Source organism: Actinomyces urinae (assembly GCF_900119695.1).
GTDB lineage: Bacteria > Actinomycetota > Actinomycetes > Actinomycetales > Actinomycetaceae > Gleimia > Gleimia urinae.
On the sequence record NZ_LT632547.1, the window covers coordinates 269,306 to 282,380 of the forward strand.

The window sequence follows — 13,075 nt, forward strand, 5'->3', positions numbered from 1 at the left end:
GAGGCTTAACGGCGCTTCTTTTCGCGCACTCTCACGCTGATTTTGATTGGGGTGCCCTCGAAGCCAAAGGTTTCTCGCAAACGGCGTTCAATGAAGCGGCGGTAGCCGGGGTCAAGGAAGCCGGTTGTGAAGATCACGAACCTTGGTGGACGGGCAGACACCTGCGTTGCAAATAGGATGCGCGGCTGCTTTCCACCGCGCACCGGGTGGGGCGTGGCGGCAACGAGTTCTCCCAGGAACGAGTTCAACTTTGCCGTAGAAATGCGCATGTCCCAAGATCGCAGCGATGTATCCAGTGCCCGCACGATTCGATTCGTGTGCCATCCGGTGAGTGCAGACAGATTAATGCGCGGCGCCCAAGCCACGTGCGCAAGGTCGCGTTCTTGCTCATATTGAAGGTCAAGACGACGATCCTTATCAACTAGATCCCACTTATTGTTAACGATTACCAGGGCGCGGCCCGAATCAAGCGCGGCTTGCACAATGCGGACGTCCTGCTCGGATAGCGGCTCGGTGGCATCAAGTAGAACCATGGCCACCTCGGCCTTTTCAATCGCAGCCTGCGTGCGGATGGACGCGTAGTAGTCAGCGCCCGAGGTTCGGTGCATCTTGCGGCGAATACCAGCGGTGTCCACAAACCACCATTGGCGTCCGGCCATCTCGATGAGTTCATCAACCGGATCTCGGGTTGTGCCCGCGGTGTTGTCAACAACCACTCGGTTTTCTCCGGCCAACTGGTTAAGTAGAGAAGATTTGCCTACATTGGGGCGCCCAATGAGCGCCACGCGGCGCGGCCCTCCCTCGGGCAGTATCTGCGCAACAGCGGATTCTTCGGGAAGGATCTTCATAACTGCATCGAGCACGTCACCGGCTCCGCGGCCATGTAGCGCTGATACTGGAAAAGGCTCGCCCAGCCCGAGATTCCAAAGCGCGTAGGCATCCGCCTCCTGTGCAGCTGAATCAACCTTGTTGGCAGCCAGTACGACGGGTTTTCCGGAACGGCGAAGGATCTTCACGATTCGCTCGTCCGTATCAGTGATACCAACAGTTGCGTCTACAACAAAGAGCACCGCGTCCGACATTTCAATTGCGATTTCAGCCTGCTGCGCAACGGAGCGGTCCAGGCCGCGCACGTCCACTTCCCAACCGCCTGTGTCAACCAGCGTGAAGTCGCGTCCGTTCCAGTTTGCGGGGTAAGAAACGCGGTCTCGTGTGACACCGGGAGTGTCTTGGACAACCGCGGCCCGGCGTTGTAAAATCCGGTTCACAAGTGTTGATTTACCAACGTTTGGGCGCCCTACAATGGCTAAAACAGGATTACCGGAGTTAGAGGTTTCTAACTCTTCAAAGGGAACCTCGCCTTCTAATACATCCTGGTCTTCTTCGTACAGCTCGTAGCTTGAGAGCGCGGCGCGCATAGCGCGGACGCGGGCATTGTCAGCCTCTGCCTGCTCAGCTCGGTGCGCAAGGTTTTGCCCCACGTAGCCAAGCACAAGCTCAAGCGTTTGTTGCGCATCAAGAGTGGAAGAATCAACCAGGATCTGGCCCTCAGTGGCCTCCTGAAAGTTCACCACTGTAGAATCCTTGGCATCTCGTCCAACAACCTCGTTGCGCATGGATTCAATGGCGGCCTCGTCCACGCCCTCACCTAGCAACTGTACGGCGCGACGTTTCATACGCGCCTCAGCTGAAGCGGTAAGTAGCAGACGCACATCCGCATCCGGTGCTACCACGGTGGTGATATCGCGCCCTTCGGCAACCATGCCGTTACCGGATTGGCGAGCTGCATTAATGATTTCGCGTTGCTGCCGCACAAGCGACTCGCGCACATCCAGATTTGTGGCGGCTTTTGAAACTTCTTTGGAAATACGGGACTCGCGGATCTGCTCCGTCACATCCTTATCCCCCACGGTTACGCGAAAACCATCGGGCGAGGTGGTGATGGATAAGGGGAAGGAATCTGCGGCGCCAGCCACAGCGGCGTGGTCGTCCATGGGGAGGCCGGCGTCCAGACAGTACCAGGTGAGTGCGCGATACATCGCCCCGGTATCGAGGTAGCCAATACCAAGTTCTCGCGCGAGTGCTCGCGCAACTGTCGATTTGCCGGAGCCGGACGGGCCATCGATAGCAACAGACAGCCCAAGCTCGCTAATTAGCGCCTTCAATTGCTCTACGCTCATGTTTGCTGTTTCTTCCACGTTTCCTCCCAGCTCACTGGTTAACGATGCGCCAGCCGCGCATTTCAAGTTCTTTTTCGGCTTCTTTGGCTACAGCCGGGTTTACAAAAATTTGGGCCAGACCAACGCGCTGGTGTGCGGAATGATCCATGGTGAGGTCTTCGATGTTGATTCCGGCCGTGCCCAGTTCGGTGAATAGCCTGCCAAGCTCACCCGGTTTGTCAGGAATGAGTACCTCTACGATCGCCCAACGGCGCTGCGCTCCCCCGTGCTTTCCGGGGATCCGGGAAACACCTTCGTTGCCCTGCGATATAGCAGTGTTTATCGCCGCAACGGATCCGGTGGCTCCAAAACCGGCGGCAGCACCCGATTCAAGTCCGCGAACGAGGTCATCCAGTTCTCGCTGATATTCGCGCAACACATCCACTACGGGACCGCAATTGCCTGACACTATCGATGTCCACAGACGCGGGTCGGAAGCCGCGATGCGAATGGTATCACGCAGGCCCTGGCCAACTAGGCTGAGCTCATCCTCGGTGGCATCGCGAAGCCGGGAGGCGAGTAGGGACGAGACTAGCTGCGGCACGTGCGAAACAATAGCCACTCCCCGATCATGCTCTTGCGCATTCATTTCCAGGACGGTAGCACCTAGATCCACGGCAAGATTGCGTATAACCACGCGTGCCTGAGGAGAGCATGTTAGGTGGTGAATCACTGCCCACGGTCGCCCCACAAATAGGTCCCGGTCCGCAGCTGCAACGCCAGATCTTTCCCGCCCTGCCATGGGGTGCGATGGGACGTACCGTGACGCATCAACACCTGCGGCTTCAACTTCCTCTAAAATAATCGACTTTACCGAAGCCACGTCTGTAACCACCGCGTTGGGGTGTTCCATAAGTGCCTTTACAACACAATCGGCAGTCACATCGGGAGGCACTGCAACAATAACCAGTGTTGGTTGCGGGCTAGAGGGCGTGTATTCCTCGCCTGCACCAATGTCGCGGGCCAGGGCCAGTGAAACGGGGGAAATGTCTTGAAGGAACACTTCCACACCCGCAGCTTTTAGAGCGAGTGCCATGGATCCGCCCAGCAGGCCCGAGCCAATCACAAGCACCGGCCCCGTCGTTTGAATGGGGCGGCCGTCCGGGTTGGTTGAGATCTGCACGGCGATTCCTACAGGTTTACTGCATTGTACAGCTCTTGAAGCACAGCTCCATCAACCTTGCGTGTCACGCCTGGATGTAGTCGCCCGATCTTAACCGGTCCAAACTGGGTGCGAACCAGTTCAACCACTGGGAAGCCCACACTTTCGAGCAGGCGGCGAACAATGCGATTGCGCCCCTCGTGCAACGTCAGCTCCACGAGGGTGAGGTCGCCGTACTGGTCTTTGATGCGAAAATCTTGAACTTCAACGGGGCCGTCCTCAAGTTCGATACCGCGTAGCATCTTCTTGCGCAGGCCGCGTGGAACCTCGCCAGGAACAGTAGCAACGTAGGTTTTTGGAATTTCAAACGAGGGATGCATGAGCCGATGTGCAAGCTCCCCGTCATTAGTCAGCAGGATCAGACCAGCCGTGTCGGTATCAAGACGTCCCACATGGAATAGGCGCTGGGTGTAGTCCTGCGTGTAGTCCGCTAGGCACGTGCGTCCTTCTGGATCGTCCATGGTTGAAACAACGCCAACGGGTTTGTTGAGGGCAATGGTTAGAGACTCAGTGTCTAACAGCAAGCGTTCGCCATCAACGTGGATCACTTGCCGACTGGGGTCAACCCTGGTGCCAAGCTTACGCACCACTTTGTCGTCCACGCGTACGCGGCCCGAGGTGATGAGGATTTCCGCGTGACGGCGCGAAGCCACGCCGGCTTGCGAGATAACCTTTTGCAGGCGGATTCCCGATTCTACGTGAGGATCGTTCTTCATTATTTCTCCAAAGATTGCGCTAGTTCAGAAAGTTCGTCTCGGTGCGGAAGGTGGGGTGCAAGAGGACTTAACTCATCTAGTGAGCGTAGCCCCATCCGTTCAAGGAACTCGGTTGTGGTTTGAAAAAGTGTTGCACCGCTTGCGGTTTCGCCCGCACTTTCAATAAGACCTCGAGCTTGCAGGGAGCGGACAACAGAATCCACGTTAACTCCCCGAATGGAACTGACTTTTTGCCTGGTGACAGGCTGGCGATAAGCAATAACGGCAAGCGTTTCTAGAGCAGCTTGCGAAAGCTTTTGCATACGGCTGCCACTGACAAAATGAGTCACGAAGGGGTCATATGCCGGACGCGAATAGTAGCGCCATCCCCCACCGACTTCGCGCAGTTCAAATCCCCGCTCATCACGCTCATACTCGGCGCGTAGCTGAGTAAGTGCTGTCTCCACCTGGTCGCCCGCGATACCAAGTGCATTCGCAATATCTGTCGATGCCACCGGCTCGGGCGCAACCATGAGGATTGCTTCGATTACTTTGGCTAGTTCTTCATCGCCAAAGATCTGGGGTATTGCCTCTTGCATGTCGACCTCCCGTCAATACTGAAGTCATTGTACCTAAAGTGAGGCGACCACTGCGCCTTCCTCGTCTTCCATCCGCATGTCGGCAACGTTGGTGTCCGAACCCGTCCAATGGATCGAGAGCTTCGCGAGAGGTGCTTCTTGTTTGAATGACACTGCGCCCTCACGGTACAGATCCAAAATTGCGAGGAAACGCGAAACAATCGTATTGACATCCGGTGCGTCTGCGCAGAGTTGCTCAAAGCTAGCATTGCCAATAACCTTCAACTGTTTCAAAATGTACTCAGCTTGCGGGCGTACCGGAACCAGCGGGTCATGCAAATGAGTGGTTGCAACCTCCGGCGGCGCGGCAAAGATTGCCTCGGCCGCGATCTTGGCCAGGTCAAGCGGGGTTGTGGACCAGCGTAGCTGGGGCAAAAGAGCAGCGAACTTGGGTTCCATTTCCGCTTGCCTTGGATGCGCGGCGCTGTTTACCTCCCACAACTGGCCAAAAATATTCGCCACCTGCTTGAAGGCGCGGTATTGCAAAAGTCGGGAGAATAGCAGGTCGCGAGCCTCCAGATATTCAAGGTCTGCTTCAAGCTGCTCATCTTCAACAGGCAGGAGGGAGCGGGCTTTCATGTCCAGCAAGGTTGCGGCAACAACAAGGAATTCAGACGTGCGCGAAAGGTCGGGGTCTACGCGCATGTAGGCGATGAACTCGTCTGTCACAGCAGCGAGGGCAACCTCGGTAATGTCCATTTCTCGCTTAGAGATAAGGCCGAGCAAAAGGTCGAACGGCCCTTCAAAGTTCTCTAACGAAACGGTGAACCCGCCGCCCTCGGTTGTGGTCACTACGCTACGTCTCCGCGAGAGATCACTTCGCGCGCTAGGCGGCGGTAAGCCTGCGCTCCCTTGTGAGAGGGTGCGTAGGTAGTGATGGGTTCAGTGGCAACGGAAGCGTCCGGGAACTTCACTGTACGCCTGATGATAGTGTCGTAAACCTTGTCTCCAAATGCTTCTTGAAGGCGTTCGAGGACTTCACGCGCATGCAACGTGCGCAGATCAACCATGGTGACCAAGATGCCATCAATTTTTAGGCGCGGATTTAGCCTGTCGTGCACCATATCGATCGTATCGATAAGGAGGGCAACGCCGCGCAACGCAAAAAACTCAGCCTCCAGGGGAACCATAACCCCGTGGGCGGCCGTCAGAGCGTTAACGGTAAGAAGTCCGAGAGACGGCTGGCAGTCGATGAGGATAACGTCGTACTCATCGATGACCGGGCGCAGCGCCCTGGTCAATGCCTGCTCGCGCGCAACTTCATTTACCAACTGGACTTCAGCTGCTGACAGGTCGATGTTGGCCGGTACTAGGTCTAGGTTTTCGATCTTGGTGTGCTCGATGGCGTCTCGAATAGAAACCTTGGAGGACATCAGCAGGTTGTAGATTGTGAAGTCGAGGTCTTGCGAGTTGATGCCAAGGCCTGCAGATGCTGCGCCTTGCGGATCGAAATCGACAATGAGGACTCGCCTGCCGTATTCCGCCAACGCTGCGGCCAGGTTGATGGTGGTGGTGGTTTTACCAACCCCACCCTTCTGGTTACACATCGCGATCACACGAGCAGGTCCGTGCGACGTTAGCGAGGCCGGTACGGGGAAATCGTCGTCGCGTCCGCCTTCTGGGGGTACGGGAACTAATCCTGGTTGCATCTCACTCACTCCCCTAGAATATGTCATCTGGCCTGGTCTTGCGCCGCCGGGCCAAAATAGCGCCTCGAGCGCTAGTCAGAGGTGGCTCGTGGGTGCGTGGTTGCATGAATCTCACGCAGCGTTGAGATCGATACTTTCGTGTAAATCTGGGTAGTTACCACCGATGAGTGGCCGAGGAGTTCTTGCACGTCGCGGATCGATGCGCCGCCTTCCAACAGGTGGGTGGCAAATGAGTGGCGAAGGGTATGTGGAGAGACATCCTCAACCTCTGCCTTCTTCGCCGCACTCTTGATGATTTCCCACGCGGACTGGCGCGATAGCGCTCCCCCGCGAGTGTTCAAGAACAGGTGCTTGTCGTTGCCTTTCTTAGCCGCGAGTTCGGGACGGCCCTCCTTCATATACTTCATTACCGCATCGCGGGCGTAGCTCCCCAAGGGGACGAGGCGCTCTTTACGTCCCTTGCCAAACAGGCGAACCACCGGCACGTCCTCATCCAGTAAAAGATCTTCGGGATAGAGGCCGGTTAGTTCCGAGATGCGGGCGCCGGTTCCGTAAAGCATCTCCATCACGGCGGTATCCCGCAGGCCGATTGGGCCGGGTGTTTCGGCTACGGCGTCGAGTAGTTGCCTGACCTGGTCGAGCGTAAGCGCCTTCGGTAGCCGTGCAGGCGTGGCCATCGACTCGACGTCATCCATTGGGTCGGTTTCAAGCACGTCGCGATCGATTAAGAACTTGATGAAACCAGAGATTGAGGAACGAGCGCGCGCAATCGAGGACCGTGCAAAGGCTCGCCCAAGCTCCCCCGTTGACAGCTTTGTTAAGTGGTCGTTAATGACCTTAGCGTTTAGTTCGTTGGCCGATTCCAGGTGCGCGTCGTCGAGGAACCTGGAGATATCTGCACGGTAGGCCGAGATGGTGTGCTTTGACGCGCCGCTATCAACGCTCAGATAGTCTAAGAAATCGACTAGATACTGCTGTAAAGCACTGTTGCGTGAAGGTATCATAATCTCAAATGTTCTCTCTTTTCGTGTTAAAATAAACACGGAAGGCGTTAAAACGACCAAACAGATACAATTGTGACCGATTTCTAAACCAACGACAAGGGAAGGCTATTTTCATGACATTTTCATGGAACGAACTTGATGATCGCGCGGTTAAAACAGCAAAGATGCTTGCCGCAGACGCCGTCGAAAACGCTGGATCTGGCCACCCGGGCACCGCGATTTCTCTCGCGCCGCTCGCGTACCTAATCTTCCAGAAGCACCTAAAGATGGATCCGCAAGACAGCCTGTGGCTTGGTCGGGACCGTTTTGTGATGTCTGCGGGCCACTCATCTTTAACCCAGTACATTTCTCTGTACCTGGCTGGCGGTGGCCTCGACCTTGAGGATCTGAAGAAGTTCCGCAGCCTGAAGTCAAAGACGCCGGGCCACCCCGAGTACAAGCACACCGACTTTGTTGAGATCACTACGGGCCCGCTTGGCTCCGGCCTTTCGTCCGCTGTTGGTATGGCAATGGCACAGCGCCGTGTTCGGGGCATGTTCGACCCGGATGCCGCCCCCGGCGAGTCCCCGTTCGATCACAACATCTGGGTAATCGCAGGCGATGGCTGCTTGCAGGAAGGCATTTCTTCCGAGGCTTCCTCGCTGGCTGGCACTCAAAAGCTTGGCAACCTAATTGTGTTCTGGGATGACAACCACATTTCCATTGAAGATGACACCTCGATTGCGTTCACTGAAGATGTGATGAAGCGCTACGAGTCTTACGGCTGGCACACCCAGCACGTGGATTGGACCAAGGGCGGCGAATACAAGGAAGACGTTGAGGCTGTTGAAGAGGCGATTCAGAACGCGCTAGCTGAGACCGACCGCCCGTCGATTATTGGACTGCGCACCATCATCGGTTGGCCCACTCCGGGCAAGCAGAACACGGGCGCTATACACGGCTCGAAGCTTGGCTCTGATGCTCTTGCAGGTTTGAAGGAAGCACTTGGCCTCGATCCGCAGAAGATGTTTGATGTGGACGAGGAGGCCGTTGCACACGCGCAGGCGAATATGAAGCAGCGCGGCGAGGCCGCCCGCTCCGAGTGGGACGCGAAGTTCGCTAAGTGGCGCGAGGCCAACCCGGAGCTTGCAAAGCTTTACGACCGCCTCGCAAAGCGCGAGCTACCCGAGGGCTGGGAGGATGCGCTACCGAAGTTCGAAGAGGGTAAGGCCGTTGCTACCCGCGCCGCGTCGGGCAAGGTGCTGAATGCTCTGGCTCCGGCTCTTCCTGAGCTTTGGGGTGGTTCAGCTGACCTCGCTGGCTCGAACAACACCTTTATGGACGGCGAGCCTTCCTTCCTGCCGGAAGACCGCAGCTCTGCAATGTTCTCGGGTGACAAGTATGGCCGCAACCTCCACTTCGGTGTTCGTGAGCACGCAATGGGTGCCATCATGAACGGTATCGCGCTTGAGGGACTCACCCGCGTTTACGGCGGTACGTTCTTCGTGTTCGCTGACTACATGCGTGGCGCGGTTCGTCTAGCTGCTCTGATGGGGTTGCCCACGACCTTCGTTTGGACTCACGATTCGATTGGCGTTGGTGAGGATGGCCCCACGCACCAGCCTGTGGAGCACCTGACCGCTTACCGCGCCATTCCGAACCTTTCGATCGTTCGTCCGGCGGATGCCGCTGAGACTGCGGAGGCTTGGAAGGAAATCTTGAAGCGTGACGCCACGGCCGGTCTGATTCTGTCCCGTCAGAATCTGCCTAACCCGAAGCGTGGAGGCGACCTGGCTCCCGCAAGTGGTCTGGCTCGCGGAGCCTACGTGCTCCGCGACACCGAGGGCACGCCAGACGTCATCCTGCTGGCTTCCGGTTCGGAAGTCCAGCATGCGCTTGGCGCCGCCGAGGTCCTCGCGGGTGAGGGCGTAAAGGCTCGCGTTGTGTCGGTTCCGTGTATGGAGTGGTTCGACGAGCAGTCTGACGAGTACAAGGAATCGGTACTCCCCTCGGCCGTTGCCGCCCGTGTTAGCGTCGAGGCCGGCTTGGCTGCACCGTGGCACAAGTACCTCGGTATTAAGGGCCGCGCGGTTTCGCTGGAGCGCTTCGGTGAGGTCGGCTCGGGCGATGATCTCATGGAGATGTTCGGATTCACCACGGAAAACGTGGCTAAGGTTGCGCGCGAGGTACTAGCCTAACGTTCAACTAATCTGGAGGTCAGCTAAGCTGGCCTCCAGATTTTTTACCCTAATCTCGTAAACTAAGCACAGTTGAATGCAAGGCGGGACGATGCTTGAAACAGATTTGAAGGTTCACCGAACGGTAGAGGAACTTCACGCGAAGGTGGCGCTATCCTTGGTTCGCAAGATCACTGAGCTTTCACAGCAGCGCAGTCGTATCCATGTAGGGATCGCTAGCGATATAAGCACCACGCTGTTGCAGAAAATTGCCGACATCATGCGCCACCACCCTGATCTTGTGGAGCAGTGGTCACCCGTTCATATTTGGATGGCTGACGAGTGCTACGTGGAGTATGACGATTCAGATCGCGCCGACACGCGTGTTGATGAGGCTCTCGCGTCCCAGTTCCCTATTTTTGAGCTCCACCGGCCACCGACTCCATCGAATAGTAAGAATCTCGAGGCCGCGGCACGCCAGTATGAGGAAGAAATGGTGTCGGTATATTCGTTGCACGCCCTGCTGGATCCGCGTTCAATAGCTCTTGATATGAGCGTTTTAGGAATTGGCCAAGATGGACATTTTGCAGCCCTGTTTCCGTCTCACCGAACGTTGGATGCGGCTGGCTTGTATGTTTCTGAACCGCAGTCCCCTAAGCTTCCAGCGCAGCGAATCTCAATGACTATTCCTCTATTGCGACGTTCACGGGCGTCCTGGTTTGTGGTTGCGGGTAAAGAAAAGGCTACGGTTTTTGCACAGGCATTGCAGGGCGCCAACTTTAGAGAGGTGCCCGCAGGCGCGATGAACCAGGTGGGAACGCAGTGGTGGGTGGACAAAGCTGCCGCCAGCAGGATCGACAGGATCTTCTAGCGCTCCCCTTCTCGTAGACGCCTGAGTGCATCCTCGAGGATAGCGTCTCTCTCGGCGGGGGTTCGCCGCGCCTCGGCCTCTTCCAAGTGTCTGCATGTAAGCGACGATTCCTGGTGTTGCGAGGCTTTACCCTCGCCTACTCCGGGGCGATTACGGTAGGCAACTTCGTGGCAAGTATCGCACGGATACGATTTTGGAACGTCGAAAAGTGCGGTTGCAGAAAAGGAAACGCGCGTGACATGGCCACGCGCGCAGAAGTATTCGATGTTTGCTATCGCATCCAAGCTAGGCGAACTTCGTCAAAATACCGATCAAGACAATTACGGTTACCCACACAACTAGGGTGCCAATCGTGATGCGATTAAGGTTACGCTCGGCAACACCGGACGAGCCTGCAGTGGACGAGAACCCACCACCGAACATGTCGGATAGGCCGCCGCCGCGACCCTTGTGCATCAAAATGGTGAGGATGAGGAACAGGCTCGAAATCACGAGCAACACGTCCAGGATGATTTTTACAGCTGTCACGCTAATCCTTTTCCTTCACGCCTCGGCGCATAAAACAAACTTTTTCTAACCTGTTAGATTCTAGCGTGGCATCGCGAAAGTTCATAGCCGGGCGCGCAAGCATGGTGGCTTTCACTAATAATGTGCCCCCACCGGGGTTGGTCCCGGCGGAGGCACAACAAGAGGTTAGGCGTTGAAGCACGCGATCTTCGCGAACTCGTCAGCCTTCAGCGATGCGCCGCCAACGAGGGCGCCGTCGACGTCCTCCTTAGCCATGATGTCCGCAACGTTCGAGGACTTCACGGAGCCGCCGTAGAGGATACGGACAGCGTCAGCGGTCTCGGCGTCGTACAGTTCACTTACGCGAACGCGGATTGCGCCGCAAACTTCCTGCGCATCTTCAGGGGTTGCGACCTCGCCGGTACCAATGGCCCAGATGGGCTCGTACGCAATAACGCTCTTCTTAACGTCGTCGGCGGACATGCCCTTTAGAGCGCCATCGATCTGCGCTAGTACGTGCGAAACCTGGTTTCCTGCCTTGCGAACGTCAAGACCTTCACCACAGCAGATGATCGGCGTCATTCCAGCCGCGAGGGCCACGCGTGCCTTCTCGCCCACCAGCGCGTCACTCTCGCCATGGTATTCACGACGCTCGGAGTGGCCCACAACGATGAAGCTGCAACCAAGCTTAGAGAGCATGGAAGCTGAAATCTCGCCGGTGTATGCACCGTTTTCGTGGGTGGAAACGTCCTGGGCGCCGTACTTGATCTTCATCTCGTCGCCCTCAACAACCGTCTGAACCGAACGAATGTCGGTGAACGGCGGAATGACAGCGACTTCAACAGCCGAGAAATCGAAGTTAGCGTCGGTCAGTTCTTGGTTTAGGCCCTGGACCAGGTGGATCGCCTCAAGGTGATCCATGTTCATCTTCCAGTTGCCGGCCATAAGTGGCGTACGTGCCATGTAAATCAGTCCTCCAAAACTGCGATACCCGGAAGCGTCTTGCCCTCAAGAAGTTCGAGGGAGGCGCCGCCACCGGTGGAAATGTGAGAGAAAGTGGATTCGTCGAAGCCGAGTAGACGCACAGCAGCCGCGGAGTCGCCGCCGCCAACTACCGAGAAGCAGTCACCTTCGGATAGTGCGCGAGCAACGGCCTTCGTGCCGCCAGCAAAGTTCTCAAACTCGAATACGCCCATCGGGCCATTCCAAGCAACGGTCTTCGCCGAAGCGATCTTCGAAGCGTAAAGCTCTTGCGACTTCGGACCAATATCGAGGCCCATCTGGTCGGCAGGAATCGCGTCCGCGTCAACCACGGTTGGGGTTGCGTCCTTTGCAAACTCGGGAGCAACCACAATGTCGATCGGAAGAACAAGGTCAACGCCGCGCTCCTTCGCCTCATCGATGTAGCCCTTAACCGTTGCAAGCTGCTCTTCTTCTAGCAGCGACTTGCCAACCTCGTAGCCCTTTGCCTTCAAGAATGTGAAGGCCATGCCTCCACCAATCAGGAGCATGTCGGCCTTCTTCAGCAAGTTAGCGATAACGCCAAGCTTGTCCGAAACCTTGGAGCCGCCAAGTACGACCGCGTAGGGGCGTTCCGGATTGTCGGTAGCCTTCGACAGCGACTCGATCTCCTTCAACACGAGGAGGCCTGCAGCGGACGGAAGTTTCTTTGCAATGTCGTAAACCGAAGCCTGCTTGCGGTGTACAACGCCGAAGCCGTCCGAGACAAAAGCATCGGCAAGCTGCGCTAGTTCAGAAGCAAACTCTTCGCGCTCGGCGTCAACCTTTGAGGTTTCGCGCGGATCGAAGCGAACATTCTCGAGCAGAAGAATATCGCCGTCGTTTAGCTTGCCGGCCTCTTCCTTAGCGGATTCGCCGGTGATGTCCTTGGCAAGAGATACGTTGGCATCAACGAGTTCGCCGAGACGCTTTGCGACCGGTGCAAGGCTAAACTCTGGCTTGAACTCGCCTTTAGGACGGCCCAGGTGCGCCATGACGATAACCTTGGCTCCGCCTTCTGTAAGCTTGTTCAAAGTGGGTAGTGCCGCGCGGATACGGCCGTCGTCGGTGATCGTCTGGCCATCTAGTGGCACGTTGAAGTCCGAACGAACCAGGACGCGCTTTCCTTTAAGGTCACCTAGACTTTCGATCGTTCTCATAAAATCTTCCTCTCG

The 13,075-nt window shown here is 56.7% G+C and carries 13 protein-coding genes; 2 read left to right on the forward strand and 11 right to left on the reverse strand.

Annotated elements, in window-relative coordinates; all coding sequences use genetic code 11:
• Positions 1-5: 5 nt before the first annotated feature.
• From der to BQ7114_RS02565, 7 genes are all read right to left on the reverse strand, one after another.
• Positions 6-2,180 (reverse strand): bifunctional cytidylate kinase/GTPase Der, encoded by a 2,175-nt coding sequence (gene der / locus BQ7114_RS02535; protein WP_072344664.1) that lies wholly within the window; start codon positions 2,178-2,180, stop codon positions 6-8.
• A gap of 31 nt (positions 2,181-2,211) precedes the next feature.
• Complete coding sequence (locus tag BQ7114_RS02540; RefSeq protein ID WP_072341543.1) at positions 2,212-3,342, reverse strand: prephenate dehydrogenase; 1,131 nt, start codon at positions 3,340-3,342, stop codon at positions 2,212-2,214.
• Positions 3,343-3,350: 8 nt separating this feature from the next.
• A complete protein-coding gene (locus BQ7114_RS02545) occupies positions 3,351-4,097 on the reverse strand; it encodes a pseudouridine synthase (protein ID WP_072341546.1) in 747 nt (248 codons plus the stop codon).
• A complete protein-coding gene (gene scpB, locus BQ7114_RS02550; protein WP_072341549.1) occupies positions 4,097-4,675 on the reverse strand; it encodes an SMC-Scp complex subunit ScpB in 579 nt (192 codons plus the stop codon). Before scpB ends, BQ7114_RS02545 begins: the two co-directional genes overlap by 1 nt.
• A 33-nt stretch (positions 4,676-4,708) precedes the next feature.
• Complete coding sequence (locus BQ7114_RS02555) at positions 4,709-5,506, reverse strand: segregation and condensation protein A (RefSeq protein ID WP_072341552.1); 798 nt, start codon at positions 5,504-5,506, stop codon at positions 4,709-4,711.
• Positions 5,506-6,363: a ParA family protein gene (locus BQ7114_RS02560; RefSeq protein WP_072341555.1), complete on the reverse strand. Its 858-nt coding sequence runs from the start codon at positions 6,361-6,363 to the stop codon at positions 5,506-5,508. The genes BQ7114_RS02555 and BQ7114_RS02560 overlap by 1 nt, the downstream gene beginning before the upstream one ends.
• A 71-nt stretch (positions 6,364-6,434) precedes the next feature.
• Entirely contained in the window at positions 6,435-7,367 is a 933-nt protein-coding gene (locus tag BQ7114_RS02565; RefSeq protein ID WP_072341558.1) for a tyrosine recombinase, read from the reverse strand.
• 113 nt (positions 7,368-7,480) lie between these two features.
• Here BQ7114_RS02565 and tkt point away from each other — a divergent pair, with 113 nt between their 5' ends.
• Positions 7,481-9,544: a transketolase gene (gene tkt / locus BQ7114_RS02570; RefSeq protein ID WP_072341562.1), complete on the forward strand. Its 2,064-nt coding sequence runs from the start codon at positions 7,481-7,483 to the stop codon at positions 9,542-9,544.
• Between the two features lie 91 nt (positions 9,545-9,635).
• Positions 9,636-10,394: a 6-phosphogluconolactonase gene (pgl, locus tag BQ7114_RS02575; RefSeq protein WP_072341565.1), complete on the forward strand. Its 759-nt coding sequence runs from the start codon at positions 9,636-9,638 to the stop codon at positions 10,392-10,394.
• On the opposite strand, the gene BQ7114_RS09120 is transcribed toward pgl, so the two are convergent.
• From BQ7114_RS09120 to BQ7114_RS02595, 4 genes are all read right to left on the reverse strand, one after another.
• A complete protein-coding gene (locus BQ7114_RS09120) occupies positions 10,391-10,678 on the reverse strand; it encodes an RNA polymerase-binding protein RbpA (RefSeq protein WP_072341568.1) in 288 nt (95 codons plus the stop codon). The genes pgl and BQ7114_RS09120 overlap by 4 nt on opposite strands.
• Before the next feature lies 1 nt (position 10,679).
• On the reverse strand, positions 10,680-10,922 hold the full coding sequence (gene secG, locus BQ7114_RS02585; RefSeq protein WP_016443616.1) for a preprotein translocase subunit SecG: 243 nt from the start codon (positions 10,920-10,922) through the stop codon (positions 10,680-10,682).
• A gap of 165 nt (positions 10,923-11,087) precedes the next feature.
• A complete protein-coding gene (gene tpiA / locus BQ7114_RS02590) occupies positions 11,088-11,864 on the reverse strand; it encodes a triose-phosphate isomerase (RefSeq protein ID WP_072341572.1) in 777 nt (258 codons plus the stop codon).
• Between the two features lie 5 nt (positions 11,865-11,869).
• Positions 11,870-13,060, reverse strand: a complete 1,191-nt coding sequence (locus BQ7114_RS02595) for a phosphoglycerate kinase (protein ID WP_072341575.1) — start codon at positions 13,058-13,060, stop codon at positions 11,870-11,872.
• Positions 13,061-13,075: the final 15 nt, after the last annotated feature.

Excerpts from the sequence above, each read along its gene's own strand:
- der (WP_072344664.1), bottom strand. The coding sequence starts at position 2,180 with ATGAGCGTAGAGCAATTGAAGGCGCTAATTAGCGAGCTTGGGCTGTCT.
- BQ7114_RS02545 (WP_072341546.1), bottom strand. The coding sequence starts at position 4,097 with ATGAAGAACGATCCTCACGTAGAATCGGGAATCCGCCTGCAAAAGGTT.
- scpB (WP_072341549.1), bottom strand. The coding sequence starts at position 4,675 with ATGCAAGAGGCAATACCCCAGATCTTTGGCGATGAAGAACTAGCCAAA.
- BQ7114_RS02560 (WP_072341555.1), bottom strand. The coding sequence starts at position 6,363 with ATGCAACCAGGATTAGTTCCCGTACCCCCAGAAGGCGGACGCGACGAC.
- BQ7114_RS02565 (WP_072341558.1), bottom strand. The coding sequence starts at position 7,367 with ATGATACCTTCACGCAACAGTGCTTTACAGCAGTATCTAGTCGATTTC.
- tkt (WP_072341562.1), top strand. The coding sequence starts at position 7,481 with ATGACATTTTCATGGAACGAACTTGATGATCGCGCGGTTAAAACAGCA.
- pgl (WP_072341565.1), top strand. The coding sequence starts at position 9,636 with ATGCTTGAAACAGATTTGAAGGTTCACCGAACGGTAGAGGAACTTCAC.
- tpiA (WP_072341572.1), bottom strand. The coding sequence starts at position 11,864 with ATGGCACGTACGCCACTTATGGCCGGCAACTGGAAGATGAACATGGAT.
- BQ7114_RS02595 (WP_072341575.1), bottom strand. The coding sequence starts at position 13,060 with ATGAGAACGATCGAAAGTCTAGGTGACCTTAAAGGAAAGCGCGTCCTG.